Annotated in this window: 28 protein-coding genes; 21 read left to right on the plus strand and 7 right to left on the minus strand. The window is 49.3% G+C overall.

Features of this window, described 5'->3' with window-relative positions; all coding sequences use genetic code 11:
* The first annotated feature begins 241 nt into the window (after nucleotides 1-241).
* Nucleotides 242-442, plus strand: a complete 201-nt coding sequence (locus ACOJUO_RS18105) for a hypothetical protein (RefSeq protein ID WP_422137723.1) — start codon at nucleotides 242-244, stop codon at nucleotides 440-442.
* Between the two features lie 178 nt (nucleotides 443-620).
* Here ACOJUO_RS18105 and ACOJUO_RS18110 read toward each other — a convergent pair whose 3' ends face one another.
* A complete protein-coding gene (locus ACOJUO_RS18110) occupies nucleotides 621-1,682 on the minus strand; it encodes a porin (RefSeq protein WP_422137724.1) in 1,062 nt (353 codons plus the stop codon).
* A gap of 506 nt (nucleotides 1,683-2,188) precedes the next feature.
* Between ACOJUO_RS18110 and ACOJUO_RS18115 the strand changes: the two genes are divergently transcribed.
* Nucleotides 2,189-3,115 carry a LysR family transcriptional regulator gene (locus ACOJUO_RS18115; RefSeq protein ID WP_422137725.1) on the plus strand — a complete coding sequence of 309 codons (927 nt, stop codon included), beginning with the start codon at nucleotides 2,189-2,191 and terminating at the stop codon, nucleotides 3,113-3,115.
* Between the two features lie 16 nt (nucleotides 3,116-3,131).
* On the opposite strand, the gene ccoM is transcribed toward ACOJUO_RS18115, so the two are convergent.
* Both ccoM and ACOJUO_RS18125 read right to left on the minus strand, forming a co-directional pair.
* Nucleotides 3,132-3,248, minus strand: coding sequence for a cytochrome c oxidase subunit CcoM (ccoM, locus tag ACOJUO_RS18120; RefSeq protein WP_422133346.1), 117 nt, complete (start codon nucleotides 3,246-3,248; stop codon nucleotides 3,132-3,134).
* A 99-nt stretch (nucleotides 3,249-3,347) separates the two neighbouring features.
* Nucleotides 3,348-3,932, minus strand: coding sequence for a Maf family protein (locus ACOJUO_RS18125; RefSeq protein WP_422133347.1), 585 nt, complete (start codon nucleotides 3,930-3,932; stop codon nucleotides 3,348-3,350).
* A 253-nt stretch (nucleotides 3,933-4,185) separates the two neighbouring features.
* Here ACOJUO_RS18125 and ACOJUO_RS18130 point away from each other — a divergent pair, with 253 nt between their 5' ends.
* The 3 genes from ACOJUO_RS18130 to plsX all read left to right on the plus strand — a co-directional run bounded on the left by ACOJUO_RS18130 (nucleotide 4,186) and on the right by plsX (nucleotide 6,048).
* On the plus strand, nucleotides 4,186-4,749 hold the full coding sequence (locus tag ACOJUO_RS18130; protein ID WP_422133348.1) for a YceD family protein: 564 nt from the start codon (nucleotides 4,186-4,188) through the stop codon (nucleotides 4,747-4,749).
* Between the two features lie 3 nt (nucleotides 4,750-4,752).
* Entirely contained in the window at nucleotides 4,753-4,932 is a 180-nt protein-coding gene (gene rpmF / locus ACOJUO_RS18135) for a 50S ribosomal protein L32 (RefSeq protein WP_422133349.1), read from the plus strand.
* A 69-nt stretch (nucleotides 4,933-5,001) separates the two neighbouring features.
* Entirely contained in the window at nucleotides 5,002-6,048 is a 1,047-nt protein-coding gene (gene plsX, locus ACOJUO_RS18140; RefSeq protein ID WP_422137726.1) for a phosphate acyltransferase PlsX, read from the plus strand.
* Between the two features lie 76 nt (nucleotides 6,049-6,124).
* On the opposite strand, the gene ACOJUO_RS18145 is transcribed toward plsX, so the two are convergent.
* The gene (locus ACOJUO_RS18145; RefSeq protein WP_422133351.1) at nucleotides 6,125-6,970 is read right to left on the minus strand and encodes an MIP/aquaporin family protein; all 846 of its coding nucleotides are present in this window, start codon (nucleotides 6,968-6,970) and stop codon (nucleotides 6,125-6,127) included.
* A 422-nt stretch (nucleotides 6,971-7,392) separates the two neighbouring features.
* On the opposite strand from ACOJUO_RS18145, the gene fabD reads away from it, so the two are divergent.
* The 8 genes from fabD to ACOJUO_RS18185 all read left to right on the plus strand — a co-directional run bounded on the left by fabD (nucleotide 7,393) and on the right by ACOJUO_RS18185 (nucleotide 14,842).
* Nucleotides 7,393-8,325: an ACP S-malonyltransferase gene (gene fabD, locus ACOJUO_RS18150; RefSeq protein WP_422133352.1), complete on the plus strand. Its 933-nt coding sequence runs from the start codon at nucleotides 7,393-7,395 to the stop codon at nucleotides 8,323-8,325.
* Nucleotides 8,326-8,496: 171 nt separating this feature from the next.
* Nucleotides 8,497-9,243, plus strand: coding sequence for a 3-oxoacyl-ACP reductase FabG (gene fabG / locus ACOJUO_RS18155; protein WP_422137727.1), 747 nt, complete (start codon nucleotides 8,497-8,499; stop codon nucleotides 9,241-9,243).
* A 182-nt stretch (nucleotides 9,244-9,425) separates the two neighbouring features.
* Nucleotides 9,426-9,659 carry an acyl carrier protein gene (acpP, locus tag ACOJUO_RS18160; RefSeq protein WP_034842413.1) on the plus strand — a complete coding sequence of 78 codons (234 nt, stop codon included), beginning with the start codon at nucleotides 9,426-9,428 and terminating at the stop codon, nucleotides 9,657-9,659.
* Nucleotides 9,660-10,080: 421 nt separating this feature from the next.
* Nucleotides 10,081-11,334, plus strand: a complete 1,254-nt coding sequence (fabF, locus tag ACOJUO_RS18165; RefSeq protein ID WP_422133354.1) for a beta-ketoacyl-ACP synthase II — start codon at nucleotides 10,081-10,083, stop codon at nucleotides 11,332-11,334.
* Between the two features lie 5 nt (nucleotides 11,335-11,339).
* Nucleotides 11,340-12,173 (plus strand): aminodeoxychorismate lyase, encoded by an 834-nt coding sequence (gene pabC / locus ACOJUO_RS18170; protein ID WP_422133355.1) that lies wholly within the window; start codon nucleotides 11,340-11,342, stop codon nucleotides 12,171-12,173.
* Entirely contained in the window at nucleotides 12,166-13,212 is a 1,047-nt protein-coding gene (gene mltG, locus ACOJUO_RS18175; RefSeq protein ID WP_422133356.1) for an endolytic transglycosylase MltG, read from the plus strand. The genes pabC and mltG overlap by 8 nt, the downstream gene beginning before the upstream one ends.
* Nucleotides 13,212-13,853, plus strand: coding sequence for a dTMP kinase (gene tmk, locus ACOJUO_RS18180; protein ID WP_422137728.1), 642 nt, complete (start codon nucleotides 13,212-13,214; stop codon nucleotides 13,851-13,853). Before mltG ends, tmk begins: the two co-directional genes overlap by 1 nt.
* Nucleotides 13,853-14,842: a DNA polymerase III subunit delta' gene (locus ACOJUO_RS18185; RefSeq protein ID WP_422133358.1), complete on the plus strand. Its 990-nt coding sequence runs from the start codon at nucleotides 13,853-13,855 to the stop codon at nucleotides 14,840-14,842. The genes tmk and ACOJUO_RS18185 overlap by 1 nt, the downstream gene beginning before the upstream one ends.
* Before the next feature lie 141 nt (nucleotides 14,843-14,983).
* On the opposite strand, the gene ACOJUO_RS18190 is transcribed toward ACOJUO_RS18185, so the two are convergent.
* Complete coding sequence (locus ACOJUO_RS18190; RefSeq protein ID WP_422137729.1) at nucleotides 14,984-16,738, minus strand: hypothetical protein; 1,755 nt, start codon at nucleotides 16,736-16,738, stop codon at nucleotides 14,984-14,986.
* A gap of 65 nt (nucleotides 16,739-16,803) precedes the next feature.
* Nucleotides 16,804-17,058, minus strand: a complete 255-nt coding sequence (locus tag ACOJUO_RS18195) for a hypothetical protein (RefSeq protein ID WP_422137730.1) — start codon at nucleotides 17,056-17,058, stop codon at nucleotides 16,804-16,806.
* Between the two features lie 129 nt (nucleotides 17,059-17,187).
* On the opposite strand from ACOJUO_RS18195, the gene ACOJUO_RS18200 reads away from it, so the two are divergent.
* The 8 genes from ACOJUO_RS18200 (at nucleotide 17,188) to nqrF (ending at nucleotide 24,830) form a co-directional block, all read left to right on the plus strand.
* Nucleotides 17,188-17,532, plus strand: coding sequence for a PilZ domain-containing protein (locus ACOJUO_RS18200; RefSeq protein WP_422137097.1), 345 nt, complete (start codon nucleotides 17,188-17,190; stop codon nucleotides 17,530-17,532).
* Between the two features lie 62 nt (nucleotides 17,533-17,594).
* Nucleotides 17,595-18,398: a TatD family hydrolase gene (locus ACOJUO_RS18205; RefSeq protein WP_422137731.1), complete on the plus strand. Its 804-nt coding sequence runs from the start codon at nucleotides 17,595-17,597 to the stop codon at nucleotides 18,396-18,398.
* A 599-nt stretch (nucleotides 18,399-18,997) separates the two neighbouring features.
* A complete protein-coding gene (locus tag ACOJUO_RS18210; RefSeq protein WP_422137732.1) occupies nucleotides 18,998-20,332 on the plus strand; it encodes a Na(+)-translocating NADH-quinone reductase subunit A in 1,335 nt (444 codons plus the stop codon).
* A 3-nt stretch (nucleotides 20,333-20,335) separates the two neighbouring features.
* The gene (locus ACOJUO_RS18215) at nucleotides 20,336-21,535 is read left to right on the plus strand and encodes an NADH:ubiquinone reductase (Na(+)-transporting) subunit B (protein ID WP_422133362.1); all 1,200 of its coding nucleotides are present in this window, start codon (nucleotides 20,336-20,338) and stop codon (nucleotides 21,533-21,535) included.
* Nucleotides 21,535-22,323 carry a Na(+)-translocating NADH-quinone reductase subunit C gene (locus ACOJUO_RS18220; protein WP_422137733.1) on the plus strand — a complete coding sequence of 263 codons (789 nt, stop codon included), beginning with the start codon at nucleotides 21,535-21,537 and terminating at the stop codon, nucleotides 22,321-22,323. Before ACOJUO_RS18215 ends, ACOJUO_RS18220 begins: the two co-directional genes overlap by 1 nt.
* The gene (locus ACOJUO_RS18225; RefSeq protein ID WP_422133364.1) at nucleotides 22,323-22,988 is read left to right on the plus strand and encodes an NADH:ubiquinone reductase (Na(+)-transporting) subunit D; all 666 of its coding nucleotides are present in this window, start codon (nucleotides 22,323-22,325) and stop codon (nucleotides 22,986-22,988) included. The genes ACOJUO_RS18220 and ACOJUO_RS18225 overlap by 1 nt, the downstream gene beginning before the upstream one ends.
* A 3-nt stretch (nucleotides 22,989-22,991) precedes the next feature.
* Complete coding sequence (nqrE, locus tag ACOJUO_RS18230) at nucleotides 22,992-23,588, plus strand: NADH:ubiquinone reductase (Na(+)-transporting) subunit E (protein WP_317141965.1); 597 nt, start codon at nucleotides 22,992-22,994, stop codon at nucleotides 23,586-23,588.
* 15 nt (nucleotides 23,589-23,603) lie between these two features.
* Entirely contained in the window at nucleotides 23,604-24,830 is a 1,227-nt protein-coding gene (gene nqrF, locus ACOJUO_RS18235; RefSeq protein WP_422133365.1) for an NADH:ubiquinone reductase (Na(+)-transporting) subunit F, read from the plus strand.
* A 188-nt stretch (nucleotides 24,831-25,018) separates the two neighbouring features.
* Here nqrF and ACOJUO_RS18240 read toward each other — a convergent pair whose 3' ends face one another.
* Nucleotides 25,019-25,990 (minus strand): trypsin-like serine protease, encoded by a 972-nt coding sequence (locus tag ACOJUO_RS18240; protein WP_422137734.1) that lies wholly within the window; start codon nucleotides 25,988-25,990, stop codon nucleotides 25,019-25,021.
* Between the last annotated feature and the right edge of the window lie 208 nt (nucleotides 25,991-26,198).

Genomic DNA, 26,198 nt, shown 5'->3' on the forward strand with positions numbered 1-26,198 from the left:
CCTTGTGCTACTTTACTATCCGTTAGGCGTTTTTAGCGATTACGCTACCTGACAGGAAAAGTAAAATACCTTCCGCTTTCTGCCCGTGTTTGTTAACAATCCGAAAGGTAGAGCAGATTGTCGAATAAGGTGTATGCCGCTATTGGGTAAGGTATACACTGCGGTCGGGCATGACCGTCTAGCTGTAGGAATCCCCGTCGTTCAGAGGGTGTCGCAAAACTCTCTCCGGCGTGGGAACGCGTTGACTCCCTTCATTGTCGGCTTCATTCTCGTCATTCCCGGCTTCATTCTCGTCATTCCCGCGAAGGCGGGAATCCACACTGACTCTCCACCAGAACCATACTGCCCGGTGTCCCCCTGGCCTTGTCATCCCCGAGAAGGCAGAGATCCATCGTTGGCGCTGGATTCCCGCCTTCGCGGGAATGACGACTTCAGAGCGTGAGAACGAGCTGTTGAAGTTTTGCGACACCCTCTTCACGGCGGGGAGGATGTCAAGCTGATGTTTAAAGGTCAGAATGTGTCTTTGTCATTGAGTGCTTGAGAAATTAAGGCTGAAATGGATTTCTGTAAAAAAAAGCCAGCGATTTGCTGGCCTTTTTCATGCTGTGTCTGATGGGCAATTAGAAGTAGTAACGCGCCTGCAGAGACAGGGTGTTGTCACCCTCTTTCTTGCCAGTATCATTTTTGCTGTCATCGATGGCGTATTCAACGGCAAACTGCATTGGGCCAGTTTCATAAATGGCGCCAATCATGGTTTCTTTCAGAGTTTCCTTAAACTGGTCAGTGGTTGCTGAACTGTTGTCTTTCAGCTCATTATAACCTGCTTCCAGAGAGAAACCCTGCAGAACATTGTTCATAGCCAGTCGACCATAAAGTTCAATACCCTTGGACTTGGCGTCGGCGTAGACGTCGACGTCGACGTTGATGTTGCCATTCAGTTGAGTTTTATTTGTCAGCTCGCCGTACATGGCAGCCAGGTACAGTCTTTCGTTTTCAAATTTCAGACCGGCAGTGGCGGACTTGGACTTTTCCTTGTCTATATACTTGGTTTCAGAGTAAGTGGCACCCAGAGAGAGGCCCATGGCCAGATCATAGCTGGCAGAGATGCCATAACCATAATCACGCTGAGCACCTGATACCGAGTGATCTTCCATTTGGTATTGAAGGCCGATGTTCAGGCCACCGAAGCTGTTGCGGTACTGGATAACATCATCGGCTCGGGCAGTACCGTCGAAGTCACCGCCGTTGCGACCGTCATAGATACCCAGAGCGCTACCACCACCGATGGCATACATGTCTGTCCAGCCGGAAACGTCATAAGTTACGCTCCAGTTTTTACCGGCAGCGAATGCACCCATTTCTTCATGGCTCAGGCCGACGTAGCCCAGACGGTTAAAGAAGGTCTCTTCTTTGTCGTCAATAGCCTCGTACTCATCCTTGGCACGGAAGCCCCACTCTGCAACACCCTGGCCGGTCCATCCACTGTCAAACTTGTGCGCGAATTTAAAATTAATACGAGCGCTGTCGTTGTTCAGGGTGTTATTGCCATTATTATTCTTGGCAACAACACCAACACGGCCACCAATACTCAGGCTGCTTGTGCCGTCGTCAAAAACGTTCACTGCCATTGCTGGACCTGCCACTGCGGTGGCTACTGCTGCGGCCAGAATCTTTTTGTGCATGGTTACGTATCCCAACTGATTGTGTGTTTAATGTTGAGCCAAGATTGTTATGTAGTTGTACTAACGGGTCACGTTGAAAGCATCAATGGTTATATCGAAATCGCGAATGTGCTAGTTGGCCGCTTAGTGTGTAAATTACTTATTGGTGAGTTCAATGGGCTGAGTGATTTCTTTCACTGGCTGAGAGGAGTTGGGGTGGGTAATCTAATCGTCATGAATCGTCTACTCCGGTTCATGTGTTGTGTGTATTTGCCGGCATCAACCCAGAGTCATTGATGCCGGCTTTTTTGTTTTCAGGGTTTATTGTCTTTAAAGTGTTTCCGGCATAATAGGGTTGCTGAAAGGGTTTTGTCTTCTCCTCTTTATTAAAAGAGGCTAAAACAAAGTGCTTTCATAGAGCGTAAAAACAGTTTGTTTCAGTGCATCGAATGAGTCGTCCGTCAGGCTGCCAGGCAACCTTTTTTGCGATATGGGCATTTCAATGTCTAACAGAGAGAGTTGTGCTCATGGCCAGTAATCGGCTGAAAATGAGTTTGCTGCCCGCTTTACAGGCAATTCTGGATACCGGAAGTGTAACCCGCGCAGCAGATCAGATGCATGTGACCCAATCCACTATGAGCAGGACTTTGTCACAGCTGCGAGAAGCCTTGAATGACCCCATTCTGGTCAGGGAAGGCAATCATATTTTTCTTTCCGAAAAAGCGCGTCAGATTCAGCCGCTGGTTTCAAAACTGATGGCAGACTCTGAGACCCTGTTTGAGAATCAGAGCTTTGACCCTGCAACCAGTGAACATCATTTCCGGATAGGGACAAGTTCGGTTGTTCTTGATAATTTTCTCATTCAGGCTTTGATTGAGCTTAAGCGGGTTGCGCCTGGTATCAGCAGTTCGGTGTCGCTGCCGAATGAGGAAACAATTTACTCAATGGAGTCGGGCGAGTTAGATCTCGGGGCCATTGTTGCTTTTCCTGATACCACTGAGAATCTCTGCAAAGAAGTGATTGCCTCAGCGTCGTTTAATGTTCTGATGCGCAAGGGGCATCCGATGAGTGGTCGGGACACACTCGATCTGACCGAGATGGACCAGTATCCTTTTGTTGTAACCCAGGCGGTGATTGCCGCCAGTCCGTATATTAATGGATTGCGTGAACAGTATGCCTTTTTACAGAACCCCTGGCTGAAGCTGCCAAGCCTCGAAGCTGCCTTGAAGGCGATTCGATCCAATGACGCATTTACCATTGTCACCAATGTAGAGTACCTGGCAATGGACCTGTTTGAGGATTATGTCCTCCTCCCTATTTTGTCAGATTCTCCACCCCTGACATTTGAACTGGTGTGGCCAGAGCATTGGCAGTTTAACCAGGCGCATCAGTGGATGAGAAGCTTTCTGTTAAGTAAATTCCAGGAATTTTTCAAACCGGTCGAAAGACTTTGAGCTGGTGAACCAGGGCTTATTTGCCCCGGTTTTTACGGTTGTCGTTGATAATGAAGCCCGCTACCGCACAACCAAAAATAAGTGTGGCTGCAACCACCAATAATCCTGCGACCACGACCGTGTCCATATACATAATTGATTCTCCTGAGTTTTTGTTTTCCACAGGATAGAGCGGGGAATGGCGCAGGGTATTGATCCGGGTCAACTTTTTTCTTGATTGTTAAATTCTTAACTAATGACTAAGCAGAGGATTGATGCCTTCGTTGATCAGCATGTGGTTTAGTTGAATCAGGGGTAAGCCAATCAGGCTGTTTGGGTCATTCCCCTCCATTCTGGAAAAAAGGCTGATGCCCAGTCCCTCACACTTAAAGCTGCCTGCGCAATCCAGTGGTTTTTCCTTCTTTATGTAGTTCTCAACTTCGACCCTTTTCAGGGTTCTGAAATGAACGGTGTAAGGCACTACAGCAAGCTGATATCGGTCAGTTTGGGTGTTGAGTAGGCAAAGGCTGGTGTAGAAGGTCACTGACTGGCCGTTGCACTTCAGCAGTTGCTCTATGGCTTGCTGTTCGGTTCCGGGCTTTCCAAGAGTGATATTGTTGAGTTGTGCTGCCTGGTCTGAAGCGATAATCAGATGCTCGGGATAGTGAGCTTTGAGCGTATCGGCTTTTTTCCTGGCAAGTCGTTGGGTCAGCATTTCTGCGGATTCGCCTGCAACGGGTGTTTCATCAATATCAGGTGAATGACATTCAAACGCGAGGTCAAGCCTTGCCAATAAGGATTTTCGATAGGGAGAGCTGGAAGCCAGAATGATTTTCATAAATTTTGGTTGTTCAGGTTGGAAAAGCTTTCATTGATAGAGGTTTTTGGCAGTCATTCCAAACGTTAAGGGATAACTACCCGGAAGGCCAGAATAAGACGTGTCAGAGGCGGAAATTACCTATTGTTTTTGTTGCTCTGGAGTCTGCTGGCCCCATGTCTGAGCCTTAAACAGTCTAAAGCGGTTAAACCCTTTGACAGAGACTTTTCTTGCCCCTATTATTGCGCGCTTATGACAACCAACCCGTGAGCTCATGGCTATCGGACAATTACCCAAAACCTTTGATCCGCGTAAATTCGCGCGTCAAGGCAGGCAGTTTCAAGGTTCGCTGGCGCTGAGTCAATTCGACCGGCTGGTAAGCAGTCTGGTTGATGACAGAGGCGAAGTCCAGGTTGACCTTCGCTTTTCATTGAGCGAAAACAACCGGGTTGTGCTGGAAGGGCATGTTGAGGCGGAACTGAGCATGATCTGCCAGCGCTGTCTGGATGTGGCCAAGCTATCGGTGCGAGCTGATCTCCATTTGATGGGGGTACTGACCGACGAGCAGGCCAAAGCCCTGCCGGAAGACTTTGAACCGCTAATGTACGGTGATGAGCCGGTAGAATTATTGCCTATTCTCGAGGAAGAGCTGATTCTGGCACTTCCGCTGGTGGCCTATCATCCGCCTGAAGACTGTTCAGCTCAGCAATATTACACCACTGAGTCTGAAGAAGAGGCTCAGGCTGCTGCCATTGAGGCAGATAAAGAACGCAGGAGCAGTAACCCTTTCAGCGTTCTGGCCAAATTGAAAAAAGATACTACGACCCAGGAGAGTTGACACATGGCTGTTCAGCAAAACCGTAAAACCCGTTCCAAGCGTAATATGCGCCGTTCCCACGACAGTCTGACTTCTGCTCAGCTGTCTGTAGAAGCAGCTTCCGGCGAAACTCATCGTCGTCACCATGTTTCTGCTGAAGGTTTCTACCGTGGCAAGAAAGTGGTTGAAAGCAGCGAAGATTAAGCCCCAGGCTGTTTGCCCAAAGGAGTGATACAGTGACTGTTTCGCTGTCTTTCAAAGGCATGAGATAAAATGACATCAGGTGCAAACGAAGATAGAACAATAACGGTTGCGCTTGATGTAATGAGCGGGGACGATAGTCCCCGTTCTCGTATCCAGGCGGCTGTCAGGTCGCTCAAGCATTATTCTTCTCTCCATCTTCTGCTTGTCGGCGATCGACAGCTCATGGAAGATTATATTTCCGATATCGAATTTTCTGATCAGTCACGTTATACCCTGATTCATGCCAATAAAACGGTAGCCATGCATGACAGGCCTTCGCTGGCACTTCGTGGAAAAAAAGATTCCTCTATGTGGAAGGTGCTTGAGACAGTCTCAAAAGGGGAGGCGCAAGCCTGTGTAAGTGCAGGCAATACCGGAGCGCTGATGGCTATGGGGCGTTATGTGCTTAAAACCTTTGCTGGTATTGATCGTCCGGCAATAGCGGCCAGTGTGCCTACCTCTAATGGCAGTGCTCTGCTAATGGATATGGGCGCAAATGTTGACTGCACTTCGATGCATCTCTACCAGTTTGCCATTATGGGGGCTCAGTTAGCCTCGTCAGTTTATGGTGTGGAGTCTCCGAAAGTAGCTTTGCTGAATATTGGTTCTGAGGAAATGAAGGGGAACGAGCAGGTCAGGCTGGCTCATCATCTGTTGCTGGAAAAGCTTGAGGTACAGCAGGGGCTGGATTATATCGGTTTTGTTGAAGGGCATGATATTTTCAGTGGCCGGGCTGACGTGATTGTCTGTGATGGTTTTGTCGGTAATGTTGCCCTTAAAACCGGAGAGGGAGTTGCGAACCTGGTGCGTGATGGCCTGAGGGCTATTTTTCAGCGCTCTCTGTTAAACCGGTGTCTTTATTTTTTAATATCGCCTCTGCTGAAGGAATTTAATCGCAAGGTTGACCCAGTGTTGCATAATGGTGCCAGTTTGCTCGGTTTGCAGGGGGTTGTCATCAAAAGTCACGGTGGGGCCGATGAAGAGGGTTTCTATCGAGCGATTCTTCAGGCAGTAAAAGAAGCACAAAATGATGTTCCGGCAAGGATTGCCCGAGAGGTTGAAGAGCGGTTGCTCTGAGAGAGCCTGTTTGTCTGGCTACCCTTTTCGCTTGCTCAGCCTCCCGGAGCTGCTGGCAGACACAGTCAGAGGATTGTTATTTGTCAGGGGCTGCTGCTTTGTTGCTTTTGCCATGTTCTTCAGCTGGTGCTTTGTTCATCAGTGGTTCAATAATCCCCGTGAAACACAAAGCGGCCATGATTCCTCCGGTAATTGGGCCCAAAACATACACCGTCAAAAAGCCATAATGGTTATCGGGAAACGCCGCGCTCGCCCAGCCGGACATTGAGGCTAACAGACGAGGGGATAAATCTCTGGCCGGGTTGAGTCCTGCCTGGGTCAGTGGCGCAATAATTGAGATAATGGCGGCAACGGTTAAACCGATAAATAGCGGGGCCAGAGCCTGATCCGGCCGCCCTGTGTTGCAGGTTTCGGTAAGGGCGAGAATCATAAATACCAGAGTGAATGTGCCTGTACACTCGGCAAAAAAAGCATTGGTAGTGGAAACAGAGGCTGTTTCTCCGGCCATCGGGTTGGGGTAGTAGTCACCGAATATCATTGCACTGGCTATGGATGACTCGGAACCACGGACAATGTCATGGGCTAATTCATACTGCACGATTGAGCTGGAGAAAAGCTGGTAAAGCAGGGCGGCTGCCGCAAATGCTCCGGCAAACTGGGCAATCAGATAGCAGGGTAGTAAGGTCAAAGGCATCCGACGACTGATCACCATAGCAATACTCACTGCCGGATTGAGATGCGCGCAGGAAAGACGTCGGGTGGCGTAAATCGCCAGCATCACTGCCAGTCCCCAGACCATGGCCACCTGAAAGAGTCCGGCATGGGCAGAAAATAGCACCGTGACGGCCACTGAGCCGCAGCCAAATAACACAAGGATAAACGTGCCTATAAATTCTCCGGCAAAGCCTTTTAGATAGTTCATTTGAATCATTCTCCTGATTTGAAGTCTGGTCATCCGGTGCGCAGGCGGGGAGATAAACTGTTTCTGAAGCAATTTACAGAATGTTATGATCCTGGTGGTGAGTTCCTCCGGGGTGTTATCGCTTCTCCCGGGTGTCTCGGCAGGTCTGCAAGGGGCAGGAAAAAAGGTAGTTCACAGGCTTGTTTCTCGCAACTGGTCTCTGCTCGTCCGCTTTGTTGCAGGCTATCGGCAAACATAGGCATTGAGCTTAAAAGTCATGGATTAATTTCATAGCGTGCATGGCTGTTTCAGAAGTAAACATAAATTTACCAACCTGAGGTTCGACTTTTTCTATAATTGTCAGGATTTTCAGGAAGAACTGAATCGCCGGGAAGGGCGTGCTTCTTTCAAAGGTTGGCTATATCAGGATTAGACCCAAAGCAATGACGGATTTACTTGCATTTGTTTTTCCGGGGCAGGGATCCCAGTCGGTGGGCATGCTTGCTGACCATATCGACGACCCTGTTGTCGTGCAAACATTCACTGAGGCTGCTGGAGTGCTCGGGTTTGATGTGCTGAGGCTGATCAGTGAGGGGCCTGCAGAGGAACTCAACAAAACGGAGAATACCCAGCCAGCACTGCTCACTGCCAGTGTAGCTTTGTGGCGTCTCTGGCTTGAGAAGGGCGGTGAGCAGCCTGTCTTTATGGCGGGTCACAGTCTGGGGGAGTACTCGGCACTGGTCTGTTCGGGGGTAATGAAGTTTGCCGATGCCGTTCGGGTTGTTCGTCAGCGTGGTCTCTTTATGCAAGAGGCCGTTCCGACCGGTACGGGCGCCATGGCTGCCATCCTCGGACTTGAAGATCAGCAGGTGATTTCACTCTGTCAGAATGCTGCCCGGGGAAGTGTGGTCGAAGCGGTTAACTTTAATTCTCCGGGCCAGGTGGTTATTGCCGGTGAAAAAGAAGCAGTGGCCCGTGCAGTTGATCTGGCTAAGGAGGTGGGTGCCAGAAAGGCAATGCCTTTGCCAGTGAGCGTGCCCTCTCACTGCGCACTGATGAAGCCAGCGGCACAGAAGCTGGCTGTTGAGCTGGAGCTTGTTGAGTTGAGCCAACCTTCAATCGCTGTGATTCAGAATGTCACTGCAGAGCCTTGTTCAGAGCCGGATAAAATGCGTGAAAACCTGGTCAGGCAGCTCTATAGTCCTGTTCGTTGGGTGGAGACGATTCAGTATCTGAATGGAGCGGGAGTGGCTCGGTTTGTTGAGTGTGGTGCTGGCAAGGTGCTTGCTGGGCTTAACAAGCGGATTCTGCGCAGGTCACCTGTACTGACTCTTGAATCGGCATCCTCTTTCGATGATTTGCCAGGTCATTCTTGATTGTCATTTTCAGGTATGCGGTATCTGGCAGTTTGTCGGGCTTGCATTACATTCAAGTCTGCAGGGCTGACTGGTACGCACTTCTGTGACTGATAGCTATAAGCGAAAAAAACGTGCTTATTTTAGGCGCTTGGAAGAAGTAGTTTCGCACTAGAACAACAGGATATAACTATGTCGAACCTTGAAGGCAAGGTGGCTCTGGTTACCGGCGCCAGTCGCGGAATTGGCAAGGCCATTGCCTTTGATCTGGGCCAGCAGGGGGCTGTAGTGGTAGGTACCGCTACTTCTGGCCCGGGTGCTGCAAGAATCACTGAAATGCTGCAGGCTGAGGGAATAAAGGGCTGCGGTATGGTCTTGAATGTCTCTGAGACTGGAAGCTGTACTGAAGTGGTAAAAGCAGTGACATCCGAATTTGGTGCCCCGCAAATTCTGGTTAATAATGCTGGCATTACTCGTGACAATATCCTGATGAGAATGAAGGATGATGAGTGGGACGATGTCGTCAATACTAACCTGAGCTCCATATACAGAATGAGTAAGGCGGTATTGAGAGGCATGACCAAAGCCCGTTGGGGTCGTATCATCAACATCAGTTCCGTGGTAGGTTCCATGGGCAATCAGGGGCAATCCAACTATGCGGCGGCCAAGGCCGGAATAGAAGGCTTCAGTCGCTCTCTGGCCAGAGAAATTGGCTCTCGCCAGATCTCTGTGAATACAGTAGCTCCGGGCTTTATTGATACCGATATGACCCGTGAGTTGCCGGAAGAGCAAAGAACCTTTTTGCAGTCCCAGGTGCCTATGGCTCGCCTTGGGCAGCCCGAGGAAATTTCCGGTGTGGTGGCTTTTCTGGCCAGTGACGCAGCCGGTTACATTACCGGAGAAACCATTCACGTGAATGGTGGGATGTACATGGGCTAGTGTTTGGTGTTATTTGCACTTGACTCGTGTCAAAAACCCCTCCGATAAAGATGAAATTTTCGGTAATATAACAGGCCTGTCCTTGAAATTACCGCAAGCGTTTATATATAGTAATTGACCGCAGACAGGGTGGCTTTGAATCGCCCTACTGCACCCGAATATCCATAGGAGCACAACCAGGTATGAGTACCATTGAAGAGCGCGTCAAAAAGATCGTTTGCGAACAGCTTGGCGTAAAAGCAGAGGAAGTCACCAACAGTGCGTCATTCGTAGAGGACCTCGGCGCGGACTCTCTGGACACTGTTGAGCTGGTAATGGCTCTGGAAGAAGAGTTTGAAACTGAGATTCCGGACGAGGAAGCTGAAAAGATCACTACGGTTCAGGAAGCCATTGATTACGTTGTCGCTCATTCCTGATTCTGTCCGGGTTGCATGCGAGTAAATGTGTCCTGAAAAAGCCGTACGCAATAAAATGCGTGCGGCTTTTGTGTTTTTACAGTGAGTAACCTGACTGGGATATAATGCCAATCGAACTTTCTAACTCCCTATTGCGCTGAAGATTTGAGCCTTAATCCTGCGTTGACGATCGTAGCCTTGTCTTGAGGCAAAAATCTCCGTGCTTATCACGGGAGTTAGAAAGCACGATTGGTATAAGCTACTCACACAAAGATAATGTCATCATTTTTACATAATCATTTAGCATGATTTTTTGTAAACCTGTGGCCTTAACTGGTTTATGACTCATGAAAGGGCTGAGCTCGATGATTAATTGTCAGCGCCCCCAATGCCCGGGTATAAAAAAAGAAAGTCAGAAGATCTGATGCAGGAGTGAATTGTTTTGTCGCACAGAAGGGTAGTGGTAACAGGGCTTGGAGCTTTATCTCCGGTAGGTCTGGGTGTTGATCAGAGCTGGCAGTCAGTGTTGGCTGGTCGCAGTGGTATTCATACCATCGATCATCTGGATACTGAGAAATTCAGCGTCAGTATCTGTGGTACAGTAAAAGGCTTTCGAGCAGGTGATCACTTCAACCCTAAAGATGCCCGAAAAATGGATGTCTTTATTCAGTACGCACTGGCGGCTTCTGTTGAAGCGATGAAAGATGCAGGGCTTGATGGCAGTGATTTGCTGAAAGGCGATAATGTTGGTCGCTATGGTGTTGTCATTGGTTCCGGTATTGGTGGTATCACTTCTATTGAACAGAGCTATGATACGCTTCAGAAGTCAGGCCCTCGTCGTATATCTCCCTTCTTCATACCAGCGGCTATTATCAATATGGCGGCGGGCTGGTTGTCCATGCACTACAACTTGCAAGGACCTAATTTTTCCACCTCCACTGCCTGTGCAACGGGTAGTCATGCCCTTGCTCTGGCTGCCAGAACCATTGCCTACGGTGATGCTGACATTATGGTCTCCGGTGGTGCTGAGAAAGCCTCTTCAGCACTGGGGATGGCTGGTTTTGCGGCGGCCAGAGCCCTGTCTACCAGGAATGACCAGCCTGAAGCGGCCAGCCGCCCATGGGATAAGGATCGCGATGGCTTTGTGCTGGGTGATGGTGCTGGTGTTGTGGTGTTGGAAGAATACGAACATGCTGTACGACGTGGAGCCACTATTTATGCTGAGCTCAGTGGCGTAGGAATGAGTGGTGATGCTTACCACATGACATCACCACCTGAAGATGGTCGTGGAGCCGCCAGGGCCATGCAATCAGCATTGGATGATGCCGGCCTCAAGGCAGAACAGGTGGCCTATATTAATGCCCATGGTACCTCCACGCCTGCCGGTGATATCGCTGAAACCAGGGCAGTGCACACTGTTTTTGGTCAGGCTGCCAGGCAGGTTGCCGTCAGCTCCACCAAATCCATGACCGGTCATTTGCTGGGGGCGGCCGGTTCGTTGGAGGCCGTGTTTGCAGTGAAATCGCTGCAGGATAATATGGCACCTCCCACGATTAATCTGGAAAATCCGGGTGAAGGTTGTGATCTGGATTACGTGCCCGGAAAAGCCAGATCCATTGAGATGGAGCATGTGCTCACCAACTCCTTTGGGTTCGGGGGTACTAATGTGACTCTGGCTTTCTCGAAACTGGGTTAAAAACTTTGGATAATCATCATCCTGTCAGCTGGGTCAATGGAGAGCCAGCTTCTGAAGTATTGGTCAGCGACAGAGGTCTGGCTTATGGAGATGGTCTTTTTGAGACCATCCGGGTTCAGGCCGGGGTCCCCACTCTTTTTGATCTTCATTGTAAAAGGCTCTGTTACGGTATTGCTGTGCTGGGTATTCCTTTTGATCTGGAAGCGTTTAAAAATGAAGTCAGAGACTTTCTGCAAAAGCAGAATCTGAAGGAAGGAGTGCTCAAAGCGATAGTGACCCGTGGTTCTGGTGGTCGTGGGTACAACCCGGAGGGTTGTGACCGTCCCAGTCGGATTCTCTCCTTTCATCCATTTCCGGTCTATCCTGACGACCCCGCCATCACAGGTGTCAGATTGCATCAATGTAAAATCAGGCTCGGTGATAATGTCTTTGCAGGAATTAAACACCTTAATCGTCTTGAGAACGTCATGGCTCGCTCTGAATGGCAGGGTACCGAATGCCTGGAAGGTTTATTGCTGGGTATGGACGACAGGCTTATAGAAGGAACCATGAGCAATTTATTCCTGGTATCGGGTAAAACCTTGAGGACGCCCGCTCTCGACAAATCAGGTGTCAAAGGGGTTTGCAGGGATCTGATTCTGGAGCAGGCCTGTCAATGGGGTTTTCAAGCAGAGGTGGGGGATTATCGCCTGCAAGATCTTGCAAAGGCCGATGAAGTATTCGTTTGTAACAGCGTTAATGGAGTCTGGCCGGTGATCGCCTGCGGACATTTACACTGGTCAGTAGGCAGTGTGACCCGGACATTCAGAGACAAGGTTCAGGAAGTTTTGAATGCTTAAGAAGTTGTTGTTTGTTGTGGTAGGTCTCTGTCTTGCAGGGTTGCTGACAGCCGTCGTGTTTTGGGAGGCGTTGGGTTGGTACGGTGATCAACCTGTGATGGCGCCCGACGGTAATGATAACCTGGAGTTTACTATTTCTCAGGGCGAGTCCATGACTGCTGTAGCAGACAGTCTGGCTGAGTTGGGCTGGCTTCAACACCCGAAAATCTTTGTACTGCTGGCTCGAATAGAGAAGGCTGCCGCCGGGATTCACGCCGGGGATTATCTGATTCCGGCTGGCATTAGTCACAGGGAGTTGCTGAAGATTTTTACTTCTGGCCAGGTGCGCTACTACAACGTGACACTGGTTGAAGGTCATACGCTGGAAGAGGTCGTGACTGCCTTGAATCAACACGAAAAACTATCCTCACCTATGGACGACAAGGCGTTGCAATCACTTTACAAAAGTCTGGCAATAGAATTGAACCCGGAAGGTCTGTTTTTCCCTGATACTTATTTCTTCCAGTCCGGTGCTTCTGTTGAATCCATACTCAGGCGAGCATATAACCGGATGGATTCAGTACTCGGCGAAGAATGGGGAAAACGTGCCGAAGGACTCCCTTACAAAAATCCTTACGAGGCACTGATTATGGCTTCTTTGGTGGAAAAAGAGACGGGTGTCGTTTATGAGCGAGGTGAAATAGCAGGTGTTTTTGTCAGGCGTTTGCAAAAAGGTATGAGGCTGCAAACTGATCCCACCGTGATTTATGGCCTGGGTGATAGCTATAAAGGAAACATTAGTCGTCAAATGCTTCGCAGAGCCACTCCATACAACACTTATTTGATAAAAGGATTACCTCCGTCGCCTATTGCCATGGCCGGTCGGGAAGCGATTCATGCTGCTTTGCATCCGAAAGATGGCAAAACACTCTATTTTGTCGCCAAGGGTGACGGTACTCACTATTTTTCGAAAACTCTGGCAGAGCATAATCGTGCTGTCAGAAAGTATCAGATCGAACAGCGTCGAGAGGATTACCGATCGACTGTGGAGACTCAATAATGGCTAATGCTCCCTCCGGTTTTTTCCTGACGATTGAAGGTGGCGAAGGTGCGGGTAAAACGACGGCGGTTGATTTTATCAAGAGCTGGATGACTGAGCATCAGCTGGCATTTACTGAAACCCGTGAGCCGGGCGGTACCCTGGTAGCTGAAGAGCTTCGCTCGCTGTTGCTGGGGCATCATGGCGAACCCTTGTCTGATATGACTGAATTGCTGATGATGTTTGCCGCTCGCTCGCAAAATATGTTTCATAATATTTTGCCCGGGCTGGAAGCGGGAAAAATCGTACTCTGTGATCGCTTTACCGATGCCACCTATGCCTATCAGGGGAGCGGTCGTGGTCTGAATACCCAACCGGTTGAGATGTTGGAGAACCTGGTGCAGGGCTCCCTGCGTCCGGACATGACCATTCTGCTGGATGTTGATCCTGAAACCGGTATGGCCAGAGCCAAAGGACGAGGCGGTAGGCTGGATCGGATTGAGCAAGAAAAAATGGACTTTTTTATTCGGGTTCGTAATGCCTATCTGGAAAGGGCAAAGCAGTCTCCGGGGCGGTTTGAAGTGATTGCTGCCGGACAGTCTCTTGAAAGTGTTCAACAACAGTTGCTGGAAGTGCTTGAGAGAAGACTGGGAGGTCGATAATGAAAGACTGGAGTATTTTTCCCTGGCAAAACGCTCAGTGGGAGCAGATGGTTCACTGTCAGCAGTCGGACAACCTGGCCCATGCCTATTTGTTAAGAGGTCTGCCAGGTACCGGAAAACTCCAGTTTGCCAAAGCATTAGCGGCTTATCTGTTGTGTATGAATCCTCAGGCGACAGGGGCTTGTGGTCACTGCAAGGAGTGTGAGCTACTGAAGGCCGGCACGCATCCTGATTTTACAGTGCTGGAGCCTGATGATCCCGGTCGACCTATCCGGATTGACAGTATTCGAAAATTGAACGAGTTTGCCCATAAAACAGCTCAGCAGGGGGGGCGCAGGGTGATTATCCTGAGTCCGGCAGAGGCGATGAATGTCAATGCGGCCAACGCGCTGCTCAAGTGTCTCGAAGAGCCGGGAGAAGATACCATTTTCCTGCTGGTCAGTGCTCGCTCCGGCGATATGTTGCCCACCATACGCAGTCGTTGCCAGCAATTAAACTTTGCGACTCCCAAAAGATCAGAAGCGGAGCAATGGTTAGCTTTGCAGCTGGAAGACTCAAGTCTGGTATCGCAATTGTTGGATCTCACCGCTAACTCGCCTTTGGAGGCCAAACGATTTGCCGATCAGGGACTCCTTGAAAAAAGAGAAGCCCTGGCTGATGGCATAAAAGGACTTTTCAAGGGAAAGCTAACCCCTGTTGAATTGGCAAAAAACTGGCAGTCAGCAGATTTGACTCTTACGATCAGCTGGATCATTGGTTGGCTCGATGATGCCGTTAAGCTGGGTTTAAACGGCGACCCTTCAGACCTTCGAAATCGCGACCAGTTGAAAATGCTCGAGTATCTGGCTCGAAAAAGCGATGCCAAAGCACTTCTGCAGGAGAGGGAGTGGTTGATGTCGCAAAGACAGTCACTACTCGAAGGGGGGAATCTTAACCCGCAGATGTTAATGGAAGGTGTCTTCTGTCGCTGTCTTGAGTGGGTGTTGTAAATGATGTCGAATGAACAATGTCAGTTTTTCATCAGACAGACTGCAAGTTCAGGATTAGAGCCCTACAAACGCCCTCTTAACCTTACGTCCTCGCAAAAAGTGGCGGCAGGAAAATAAAAACGCATCGTCGCATCCGGGTAATCAGTTCGCTGCTGATTTTTGCTCATCACGGGGGCGCTTCTTCTTGGCGGCCTCCTCTTCACGCTCCTTGTTCAGAGTAGTCACCAGCTGCTCAAGCTCGGTGTCATCCAACCACCTGGAGGAGTGATCACGTTCAAGGACTAACAGCTCAACGTTGCGAGCACCAGAGTCGGCAACCTCCAGCAGGCCCTTCAGGGCGAATTTAATCGTTTCATCGCGGCTCATGTCATCCCTGTATTCTTTCTCCAAAAGCTCCAACACAGCCTTACTCTTCTGTCCGACAGAGCAGGCCTTCCAGCTGGCGCAGACACCGGCGGGCTCAGTCTGCCAGAGCTGAGGGGTACCATCCATGTTGAAGCCACCAATGACACAGGCAACACCGAAAGGGCGACAACCTGCAGAGTGAGTAGCTTTCTGCTGGATTTCAGCAATATGACGGGCTATGCAGTTGATATCCATAGCGTCCTCGTAGGACAAACGGTAGCTCTGGCACTCCAGCTGAGCCTTCCGGATCAGAATACGGGCGTCAGCAGACAGACCAGCGAAGGCCAGGTGAGCGTGCTCATCAAGCCTGACGATTTTACCGATAGTGTGGCTCTCCAGCAGCTGCAACGACTTCTTTCTCACAGCCAGGACGACGGTATCGGCAGACTTTACTCCGACCACGCAGAGACCAAGACCGACAGCCTCTCCAGCGTACTCCACTTGTAACAGACGACCGTCTCCGGAGAACATACGACCGTCTCCAGAGGACAGACCACCACCAGCAGCCGTATTTTTCTGTGGGTTGATCCGTATTTGCCTGCCATCCCTTTCGTTAGAGGCTGTGTCGGGTTCCGAGGGGCGTTCTGAATGATCAGGATGGAAAGGCTTCTTGCGAATGCAGCGGTTCCATTCATGCCAACCACCACCCGCTGGCAGCGATGGGCCGAAAATCTCCGGATACAATGACTCAAGAAAGTTCTGGCTGAACTGACTGAACCGCAAGCAGGCCTCAATCCTGCTAATAAATATCAGCTTGCCGTTGTCCTGGATGATGTATGACGGTTGCCCATTACTGTCCTGAATATAAAAAGCGGTGCCGTGAGTGAATGCGAGAAATCTTAATAGCGGGTCATCGAATAATGAGTCCAGTGTCAGTTTATTAGCCCATCTGAAGACAGATCTGACACTGCCGGTGTCACTCTGAACAGATTCAGCCGCAATGAATTGCGGCCAGTTTTCCCCGGCAATATCGCTGACTCTCGCCGCAGCAGCAAACTCAGAAGGTGCAAGAATCAGCGATTCTTCCTGATCAAGCCTTAGCCAGATTTCATCCTGAAATAAAACCGGAATACCGGATTCAACATAACGGATTGACAGAGGCAAGGGGCTACGAAGGAGACAGGTTAACGGGTTTTCGACTGCGTCAAGGTCATTGTTATCAGAGCTATCAAAACCGCTGCCTGCAGCCAGAGTGACTGGTAATTTTATCTGAGCGTATTGTGGAGAAATGACAGAAAGCTTTTTATCAAAAGGACATGAGCTGCTTCCGACATGCTGAGCAGGCTGTGGTGGCGTATTCAGGTCAGGCAAATGGTGTTTTGTTTCGGGAATAGTCCGGTAAACAGTGGCCATAAGAGGCAAAAGCGAACTTAATGACATCTGCCCGGAGATGCTATTGACGGCCACTGCCAGCTGAATCGTTGCCAGTTGCACCATAAAACAGGACGAAAGAAATTTGCAAACAGCGAGTGCGTAATATGTTTTTTTCATATCACTCTGGTATCCGTCATACACTATCCCGTTCAGGCTTCAATCACCGAACATGAAAATTACAGTCAAAGAACTTTCCGCAATGCCAGCCAGGTGCTTTTCCGTCCAAACAGTTGTTCAGAGATGAATGCGTTCAGTCCATAACGAATTCGATGCCAGATAGCAGGATAGACTATCAGACAGAGGGTCATTATTGACTCATCACCATCACCCTCACGATGGCAGTGTTGATGTCCTGCATCGGCAATGCTCCTGAAAGCTCCCAAGTCATCACTGACGGTGCGACAGGAAGTGTCGACCAGATCTTTTTGTGCGCACAAATCGGAGTTTTTCTTGAGAAAATAGTCTCTGTCAACTCATCGATGGACGGGTTACACTGACTGAAAGATAAGCTCAAATTCAGTCTGGGCTATGGGAAAAAGAAGAATCACAATAACAGGAGAAGAATGATGAACCGTGCAAAGGGTGGTATGTCAGGCATTTTGTCATTGACGATCAAAGACTCCTCTTCTCTCTATTCATCCTATATGCCTTTTATAACGGGTGGTGGGTTATTTATTCCGACTTCAAAGCGTTACTCACTGGGAGATGAGGTTTTTATTCGTCTGACTCTGATGGATGAAGCGGATAAATTACCTGTTCCCGGCAAAGTGGTCTGGATCACACCCCAGGGCTCTGCCCGAATGGCCGGGATAGGTGTTCAGTTTACTGACGCAACAGACACGGTCAGAACTAAAATAGAAATGTATTTGGCGGGGGCGCTCAAGTCCGATCGCGAAACCAGTACCATGTAAAGCTCTGGCCTGAGGCAGTCTCGTTGCCTGAGGTTTTGACTTCATTCATTATCTGAACAGTATTGGATTTTTTACGACTGAATATGTTGATTGATTCACATTGCCATCTCGACCGTCTCAAGCTCGACAGCTACGACGGTGATCTGGAAGCAGCACTCAATGCGGCAAGGCAGGCGGGGGTTGAAAGAATACTTTGCGTGGGGATTGATCTTGAGCATGCAGATGCTGTGGTTGGTCTGGCTGACAAATATCAGGATGTGTATGCCTCGGTTGGAATACACCCTCTCGAAAAAGAGGCCGCCGAGCCGGATCTGCAAACCCTGTTGCATTATGCGGCACACCCAAAAGTGATTGCACTGGGTGAGAGTGGTCTTGATTATTATTACTCGGCTGACAATAAAGAAAAGCAGCAGGAACGGTTCAGAATTCATTTGCAGGCAGCTCAGCGGTCACAACTTCCAATGATTGTCCATACCAGAGACGCAAGAGAGGATACCCTTAAGTTGATACGCCAGCATGGCGATCTGGAAAAAGCAGGAGTGCTGCACTGCTTTACAGAGAGCTGGGAGATGGCGAAAGAGGCAATGGAGCTGAACTACTTCATCTCTATTTCCGGCATCGTAACCTTCAGGAATGCGACTGAATTAAGAGAGGTCGTCAAGAAGGTGCCTCTGGATCGGCTGCTGATTGAAACCGACTCCCCTTACCTGGCACCCGTTCCTCATCGAGGCAAGCCCAATGAGCCTCGTTATCTGCCTGATGTTGCAAAATGTGTGGCAGAGTTAAAAGGTATCTCACCAGAAAAGCTGGCTGAGGTCACTTCTGAAAATTTTTTCCGGTTGTTCCCCAAAGCGGCTTCTGACTGAAGAGAGGGTTGGTTGTAAATGCAGGCATCCAATCAATTAGCCGACTCTCCAGATTGTCGGTAACGATCAATGAGTGGATATTCACTGAGTCGATCTCCACTATCAAGATAATGGTGACTTCTTTCTACATTAAGGGATTCCACGATCATTCGCCTATGGCATATCCAGAAGACTGTCTTTATAATTGCGCAACCATTTTTTTCAATGGTGAGCCGCTGCGGCCACATAACGATGAATTGATGTGCGATTTTACTTGAGTCTCAGACAGAAGCCTTTCGGACTTATGCTTTCAAGCATGAGGCCGACACGCTCTTCGACAGCATGAGGCTTGGGGATGTTAACCGTCATTTTGCTTGGATCAGAATACTGCCAAACAGGGTTCATTCTACCTGGGTGCGTTCTTCAGGGAGCCTGCAGGACGGACTCAGGTCTGACTGACACCCTTCTGTGTATCTGATTGAAGTAGAGATCATAGCTTGAATTCTGACTTTCCGGTTGGAGAAAAGCTGTGTATTCGGGGTTGTTCTGGTCAGTTGTCGGTTATCACTGGAGAGGCGGGTTTATTCCGGACCTGAAAATTGATTGATTAGGCGAAAGGTATGATCAAAATCAAACAGGGGCTGGATCTTCCGATTACAGGGGCGCCTGATCAAAGCATATCCGATGGCCGAGCAGTTCGCTCTGTCGCCGTGATTGGCTTTGATTATGTAGGTATGAAACCTACAATGGCCGTCGCTGTCGGAGATCGAGTTAAAAAAGGGCAAGAGCTCTTTACCGATAAGAAAACACCGGGTGTGCGCTACACTGCGCCTGCCGGCGGTGTAGTTGCTGCGATTAATCGTGGTGAAAAGCGGGTACTACAATCCGTTGTTATTGATGTCGATGGTGACGATGAAGTCTCGTTTACTGAGCACAAGCCAGAAGCACTGTCAGCCCTGACTGCTGATCAGGTAGAAGCACAACTGAATGAATCCGGATTGTGGACTGCCCTTCGCACCCGACCCTTCAGTAAAGTGCCAGCCTTGGGTTCTCGCCCGGTTTCCATTTTTGTTACTGCCATCGATACCAATCCTCTCTCAGCTAACCCGGAAGTCATCATCAGTGAGCATGCTGAAGCGTTTGAACAGGGCATCAATATCCTCGGCAAACTCAGCGGTGGCAAAATCTTCCTGTGTAAAGCACCCGGTGCTCGTATTCCGGCCGGTATTGCGACTGCAGAAGAGTTTGATGGGCCTCATCCGGCTGGACAGCCCAGTACCCATATTCACTTTCTGGATCCGGTGAGTGCTGAAAAGACCGTTTGGCAGATTAACTACCAGGACGTTATTGCCGTTGGCAAACTGTTCACCACTGGTAAACTCTTTACTGATCGTGTTGTAGCTCTGGCAGGTCCTCAGGTTGAGAAGCCTCGTCTGATGCGGACCCGACTGGGTGCCAGCACTGATGAGCTGGCTGCAGGTGAACTGAAAGAGGGTGATAACCGTATTATCTCTGGTTCTGTATTTGGTGGCCGTACTGCTAAAGGCTCCTTTGCATTCCTGGGTCGTTATCACACACAGGTTTCTGTTCTGGAAGAAGGCAATGAGCGTTTGTTCATGGGGTGGATAAACCCTACTGTGAACCGTTACTCTGTGCTGAATGTTCTGACTTCCGGCTTGAGCAGAAGCAAGCTGTTCAACTTTACAACCACCACCAACGGCAGTGAACGTGCCATGGTACCAGTGGGACAGTATGAAAAAGTCATGCCTCTGGATATCCTGGCGACACAATTGCTGCGTGCGATTGTGGTTGGCGATACGGAAATGGCCCAGAAACTGGGCGCCCTGGAACTGGAAGAAGACGATCTGGCACTGTGTACATACGTATGTGCCGGCAAGTATGAATACGGTCCCATCCTGCGCGACAACCTGACCCGTATCGAGCTGGAGGGCTGAGAAATGGCTTTGAGAAAACTCCTTAACTCCCTCGAGCCCCACTTTGTCAAAGGTGGCAAGCACGAGAAGTGGTACGCACTGTATGAGGCAGTAGACACTCTGCTCTATACAGCTCCTAACAAGACCCATAACACCGCTCACGTTCGCGATGCGATCGACCTGAAGCGTATGATGGGCATGGTTTGGCTCTGCACCTTCCCGGCCATGTTCTTTGGTATGTGGAATGTTGGCTTCCAGGCCAACACGGCTATTGCTGGTGGTCTGGCTGCTCCTGCTGACTGGCACGGTGCCCTGATCAGCCTGCTGGCGGGTCATGATCCGGCAAGTCTGTGGGATAACTTCATCTATGGTGCTGTTTATTTCCTGCCTATTTATGCCGTGACATTCCTGGTCGGCGGTTTCTGGGAAGTACTGTTCGCTATCGTTCGTGGTCACGAAGTCAACGAAGGTTTCTTTGTCACTTCTGTCCTGTTCGCCCTGATTGTTCCCCCCAGTATTCCGCTTTGGCAGGTAGCCCTGGGTATTTCCTTCGGTGTTGTAATCGGTAAGGAAGTGTTTGGTGGTACCGGCAAGAACTTCCTTAACCCGGCGCTGACGGGGCGTGCGTTCCTGTTCTTCGCTTACCCTGCACAGATTTCCGGTGACCTGGTCTGGACTGCTGTAGACGGTTTCTCTGGTGCGACTGCCCTGAGTCTGGCGCAGCAGGGAGGTATAGATCAGGTAGTCTCCAATGGCATTACCTGGTTTGACGCTTTCCTGGGTACCATCCAGGGTTCTGTCGGTGAGACCTCTACTCTGGCAATTTTCATTGGTGGTGCTGTGTTGCTGGCGACACGTATTGCTTCCTGGAGAATCGTCGCCGGTACCATGCTGGGTATGATTGCAACGGCAACCCTGTTTAACATGATTGGTTCCGAAACCAACATGATGTTCAGTACTCCATGGTACTGGCACTTGGTTATGGGTGGTTTTGCTTTCGGTCTGATCTTTATGACAACCGATCCTGTATCCGCTTCCATGACCAATACCGGTCGCTGGTATTACGGTATTCTGATTGGCATCATGGTCATCCTGATCCGTACCGTTAATCCGGCTTACCCAGAGGGTATGATGTTGGCCATTCTGTTCGCCAACCTGTTTGCGCCGCTGATTGACCACTTCGTGGTTGAAGCCAACATCAAGCGTAGGGAGGCTCGTGCCTGATGGGTAACGATAGTATCAAGAAGACGTTATTTGTAACGATTCTGCTCTCTCTGGTGTGCTCCGTTGTGGTATCTGCTGCAGCTGTTTTCCTGAAGCCGCAGCAGACCCAGAATGTTGAGCTCGACGTGCAGCGCAACATTCTGAGTATTTCTGGTCTCACCAAAGATGCCAAGGCGCTGAGCAACAGCGAAGTGGCCGAACTTTACAAACAGGTTCAGCCGCGACTGGTTGACCTCAAAACAGGCAAGTTCGTTGAGGAAACACCTGAAGGTCAAACCGCTGATAACTACGACCAGCGTGTTGCAGCCAAGATTCCTGATGAGTCCCGTGCCCTGAGTGGTGCTGAAGATATTGCCAGCATCAAGCGTCAGGCTGACATTGCCAAGGTCTATATCGTTGAGAAAAATGGCAAGCTGGAAACCATCATTCTGCCCGTACACGGCTACGGACTCTGGTCTACCATGTATGGCTTTATGGCTCTGGATAGCGACCTGAACACCGTTAAGGGATTCGGTTTCTACGACCAGAAGGAAACTCCGGGACTGGGTGGCGAAGTAGACAACCCACTTTGGAAGGACAAATGGCCTGGCAAGAAGATCTACGACAATAAAGGTGTAGTGGAAGCAGGCCTGGTAAAAGGCGGTGCGGATCCCAGGTCTCCTTACAAGGTCGACGGTCTTTCCGGCGCCACTCTGACCAGTAACGGTGTAACCAATCTGATTCATTTCTGGATGGGTAAAGATGGCTTCAAACCGTTCCTTACTAATTTGAAAGCGGGGGATGCATAATGTCTGAGAAGACTAAGGATATCCTGCTGGAACCGGTCGTTAACAACAACCCCATAACCCTGCAGATCCTCGGTATCTGCTCGGCACTGGCGGTGACCACCAGCATGCAGGTCAGCCTGGTAATGGCCATGGCGGTAATCGGTGTTACCGCCTGTTCCAACCTGGCGGTATCTCTGATTCGTAACCACATTCCCAACAGCATTCGTATCATCTGTCAGATGACCGTAATTGCTTCCCTGGTAATCGTGGTAGATCAGATTCTGAAAGCTTACGCTTACGACATCTCCAAGCAGCTGTCTGTGTTTGTTGGTCTGATCATTACCAACTGTATCGTGATGGGGCGTGCTGAGGCCTTCGCTATGAAGAACGGTCCCAGGCTGTCGTTTCTGGACGGTATTGGTAACGGTCTGGGTTACGGTGCGGTGTTGCTGATTGTGGCATTCTTCCGTGAATTGTTCGGTGCCGGCAACCTGTTCGGTGTTGAAATCCTCAAGACTGTTAACAACGGTGGCTGGTACCAGCCTAACGGCCTGATGCTGCTGGCTCCAAGCGCGTTCTTCCTGATCGGTCTGCTGATCTGGGTGATTCGCAGTCGCAAGCCGGATCAGGTTGAAGACAACGAGTTCAAAATGGCTCCTAACACCAAGTTCAGCGAGGCCCACTAAGCCATGGAACATTTCATCTCACTTTTTGTGAAAGCAGTGTTCGTTGAAAACATGGCATTGGCTTTCTTCCTGGGTATGTGTACCTTCCTGGCGGTGTCCAAGCAGGTGAAAACAGCTCTGGGTCTGGGAGTTGCTGTAGTGGCCGTATTGACCATTACTGTACCCATTAACAATCTGATTTATCAGAATATCCTGAAAGATGGGGCGCTGGCACCCGGTATCGATCTGAGCTTCCTGGGTCTGATCACCTACATCGGTGTTATCGCGGCTCTGGTCCAGATTCTGGAAATGTTCCTGGACAAGTTTGTACCGTCACTTTATAACGCGCTGGGTGTATTCCTGCCGCTGATTACCGTGAACTGCGCTATCATGGGAGCTTCCCTGTTCATGGTTGAGCGTGACTATAATCTTGGCGAGTCTGCGGTATATGGGCTGGGAGCTGGTGTTGGCTGGGCTCTGGCAATCGCCGCCCTGGCCGGTATCCGTGAAAAGCTGAAGTACAGTGACGTGCCTTCGGGCCTGCGTGGCCTGGGCATCACCTTCATAACTGTTGGTCTGATGTCACTGGGCTTCCTGTCATTCTCTGGCGTACAGCTCTAAGGAGGTCGTGTAAATATGGATTCTACTATCGTATTGGGCGTAGTCATGTTTACCGTTATCGTGCTGACGCTCGTAGCGGTCATTCTGGCAGCTCGCTCGCGGCTGGTCAGCACCGGTGATGTAACCATCAACATCAACGAAGACCCCGATAAGGCCGTCACCACGGTGGCCGGTGGCAAGCTTCTGACGACTCTGTCAGGTGCGGGCGTCTTCTTGCCATCTGCCTGTGGTGGTGGTGGTACCTGTGCACAGTGCAAGTGTAAAGTACTGGATGGTGGCGGCGAGATGTTGCCCACCGAACGTTCTCACTTCACCAAGCGTGAAGAGAAGGAAGGCTGGCGCCTGTCCTGTCAGGTGAACGTCAAGCAGGACATGGAAATCGAAGTTGAAGAAGAGCTCTTCGGTGTTAAGAAGTGGGAGTGTGAAGTTGTTTCCAACGAGAACGTTGCCACCTTCATCAAAGAGCTGGTTCTGAAACTGCCAGAGGGAGAAGACGTTAACTTCCGCGCCGGTGGTTATGTGCAGCTGGAAGCGCCTGCGCACACGGTTGAGTACAAGAACTTCGATATTCAGGATGAGTACCGTGGCGACTGGGACAAGTTTGACCAGTGGAAGTACGTTTCCAAGGTGGATGAAGAGACCATCCGTGCCTACTCCATGGCTAACTACCCTGAAGAGAAAGGTATCCTCAAATTCAATATCCGCATCGCTTCACCGCCTCCGGGTACCGACTTTGAGCCGGGCAAGATGTCTTCTTACGTCTTTAACCTGAAGCCAGGTGACAAGATGACCGTTTACGGACCCTTCGGTGAATTCTTCGCGAAAGACACCAACAACGAAATGGTCTTTGTCGGCGGTGGTGCAGGTATGGCGCCTATGCGTTCTCATATCTTCGACCAGCTGAAGCGTCTGTCATCTACCCGCAAGATTTCTTTCTGGTACGGTGCCCGCTCCCTGCGTGAAGCATTCTACGTAGACGAGTTCGACAAGCTGGCAAAAGATAACCCTAACTTCACCTGGCATTTAGCTCTGTCTGATCCTCAGCCAGAAGACAATTGGGAAGGTTACACCGGCTTTATTCACCAGGTGCTATTTGACAACTACCTGAAGCAACACGCTGCACCTGAAGACTGTGAGTTCTATATGTGTGGACCTCCCATGATGAATGCTGCGGTAATCAAGATGCTTGAAGATCAGGGCGTTGAACCTGAAAACATCATGCTGGACGACTTTGGTGGTTAATCACTTCGGTGGTTAATCCAGCAGTCTGATGCAGATGTTTATTCGTGAGCACTCAGTTGTTCTCGATACAAAAAACCGGCGATACTCTCAGAGTTCACCGGTTTTTTTGTTGGATTTATCATTGAACCAATATCCGACGGTTAACTTCAGAAACTTTTTGCCCATGACTATCTCAAGAGATAATCACGTCACTCAGCAAAAAAAATAATAGCTATTGGTATAATCAATGTGTAAATTCGACTAGCAGAAGTAATAGATGTTGTTGAAGTAGTTGAAGCAGTCGAGGTAGTTGAAGTAATTGAAGCAGTCGAGGTAGTTGAAGTAGTTGAAGCAGTCGAGGTAGTTGAAGTAGCCGGATCAGTTGAAGTAACTAAATCAGTCCACTCAGAATCATTTGATGTCAATGCATCATAAAAGTATGTTCGATTAGCTGATGAATTAAGGTAAATGCTTTTGGTTATAAAATCAGCGTTAGTGAATATTGGCGTATAGATTATCGGGCTTCCATTGTAAGTAGACCCGGTTGAATGTATACCAATTAGATATTCAGTATTATTAAACTTATAAAATAGCGGTGAGCCTGAATCTCCACCTTTTCCATCCCCTGGATAGTTTAAGATATATCTAAGATCCTTATGTTGGCACATCCGCCGTGTTAGCCATGATAAGCTCACTTTTTTAAGTACTGAGGTTCCCTGGTAGCCTGCTGCAAAAGGGTTTCTTATAAAACTGGCTAGATTTAAACAATTATATATTGAAAAATCAAGAAGGGGATGATTGTCAAGAATGACATCTTCTGAAAGTTCCATAATTGCAATATCTGTTCTTGGCATTTCAAGATCCGGATGAAGAATGAATCTTTTAACTTTAATTCTTTTTTTGCTATCCATGTTTTTGAAATCTACATATGAATCTAATGCTTTTTTTTCAGAAAGGAAACAGTGAGCCGCACTTAAAACATGTCTTTGAGTGATCAAAAATGCGGTACACCTTGTTATACAACAGGGATCAAAAATATTATTTAGCTGTACAATCCAGGGAAGCTGCCCTACAGGAACTACTTCTGCTGGATCAGTGTATCTTTCCACCCTGTCTCTTGCCAACAACTGCATTGGGTAACATAAGATAAAAAATGTGAACACAAGTTTCAGCAAATTCATGTACTTACCTTCGAATTATGAAAATCGAAGGCATAAGGCTAGAACATATTACCGGCGCGAGCCATATAACATCGACTTGTAGGTTAAGGCAGAGTAAGTGCTGATGACCTTGTCGCCCTAAATTATGTCGATGGTCAGTTCTATCAGGCATTATCTTCAAAAACTGTGGCGGTGGCCTGAAGTTGACCCATAAATTTCATGACCTCTC

Source organism: Endozoicomonas sp. ALC020 (genome assembly GCF_049275935.1).
In the GTDB taxonomy this organism is placed as follows: Bacteria; Pseudomonadota; Gammaproteobacteria; order Pseudomonadales; family Endozoicomonadaceae; genus Endozoicomonas_A.

Bases quoted from the DNA above. Each gene is read 5' to 3' on its own strand.
- ACOJUO_RS18200 (WP_422137097.1), top strand. From the start codon at position 17,188: ATGAACCGTGCAAAGGGTGGTATGTCAGGCATTTTGTCATTGACGATC.
- nqrE (WP_317141965.1), top strand. From the start codon at position 22,992: ATGGAACATTTCATCTCACTTTTTGTGAAAGCAGTGTTCGTTGAAAAC.
- mltG (WP_422133356.1), top strand. From the start codon at position 12,166: ATGCTTAAGAAGTTGTTGTTTGTTGTGGTAGGTCTCTGTCTTGCAGGG.
- fabG (WP_422137727.1), top strand. From the start codon at position 8,497: ATGTCGAACCTTGAAGGCAAGGTGGCTCTGGTTACCGGCGCCAGTCGC.
- tmk (WP_422137728.1), top strand. From the start codon at position 13,212: ATGGCTAATGCTCCCTCCGGTTTTTTCCTGACGATTGAAGGTGGCGAA.
- ACOJUO_RS18220 (WP_422137733.1), top strand. From the start codon at position 21,535: ATGGGTAACGATAGTATCAAGAAGACGTTATTTGTAACGATTCTGCTC.
- nqrF (WP_422133365.1), top strand. From the start codon at position 23,604: ATGGATTCTACTATCGTATTGGGCGTAGTCATGTTTACCGTTATCGTG.
- ACOJUO_RS18115 (WP_422137725.1), top strand. From the start codon at position 2,189: ATGGCCAGTAATCGGCTGAAAATGAGTTTGCTGCCCGCTTTACAGGCA.
- ccoM (WP_422133346.1), bottom strand. From the start codon at position 3,248: ATGTATATGGACACGGTCGTGGTCGCAGGATTATTGGTGGTTGCAGCC.
- ACOJUO_RS18210 (WP_422137732.1), top strand. From the start codon at position 18,998: ATGATCAAAATCAAACAGGGGCTGGATCTTCCGATTACAGGGGCGCCT.
- ACOJUO_RS18125 (WP_422133347.1), bottom strand. From the start codon at position 3,932: ATGAAAATCATTCTGGCTTCCAGCTCTCCCTATCGAAAATCCTTATTG.
- ACOJUO_RS18190 (WP_422137729.1), bottom strand. From the start codon at position 16,738: ATGAAAAAAACATATTACGCACTCGCTGTTTGCAAATTTCTTTCGTCC.
- fabD (WP_422133352.1), top strand. From the start codon at position 7,393: ATGACGGATTTACTTGCATTTGTTTTTCCGGGGCAGGGATCCCAGTCG.
- ACOJUO_RS18145 (WP_422133351.1), bottom strand. From the start codon at position 6,970: ATGAACTATCTAAAAGGCTTTGCCGGAGAATTTATAGGCACGTTTATC.
- ACOJUO_RS18130 (WP_422133348.1), top strand. From the start codon at position 4,186: ATGGCTATCGGACAATTACCCAAAACCTTTGATCCGCGTAAATTCGCG.
- rpmF (WP_422133349.1), top strand. From the start codon at position 4,753: ATGGCTGTTCAGCAAAACCGTAAAACCCGTTCCAAGCGTAATATGCGC.
- ACOJUO_RS18185 (WP_422133358.1), top strand. From the start codon at position 13,853: ATGAAAGACTGGAGTATTTTTCCCTGGCAAAACGCTCAGTGGGAGCAG.
- ACOJUO_RS18240 (WP_422137734.1), bottom strand. From the start codon at position 25,990: ATGAATTTGCTGAAACTTGTGTTCACATTTTTTATCTTATGTTACCCA.
- ACOJUO_RS18225 (WP_422133364.1), top strand. From the start codon at position 22,323: ATGTCTGAGAAGACTAAGGATATCCTGCTGGAACCGGTCGTTAACAAC.
- ACOJUO_RS18215 (WP_422133362.1), top strand. From the start codon at position 20,336: ATGGCTTTGAGAAAACTCCTTAACTCCCTCGAGCCCCACTTTGTCAAA.
- plsX (WP_422137726.1), top strand. From the start codon at position 5,002: ATGACATCAGGTGCAAACGAAGATAGAACAATAACGGTTGCGCTTGAT.
- acpP (WP_034842413.1), top strand. From the start codon at position 9,426: ATGAGTACCATTGAAGAGCGCGTCAAAAAGATCGTTTGCGAACAGCTT.
- ACOJUO_RS18110 (WP_422137724.1), bottom strand. From the start codon at position 1,682: ATGCACAAAAAGATTCTGGCCGCAGCAGTAGCCACCGCAGTGGCAGGT.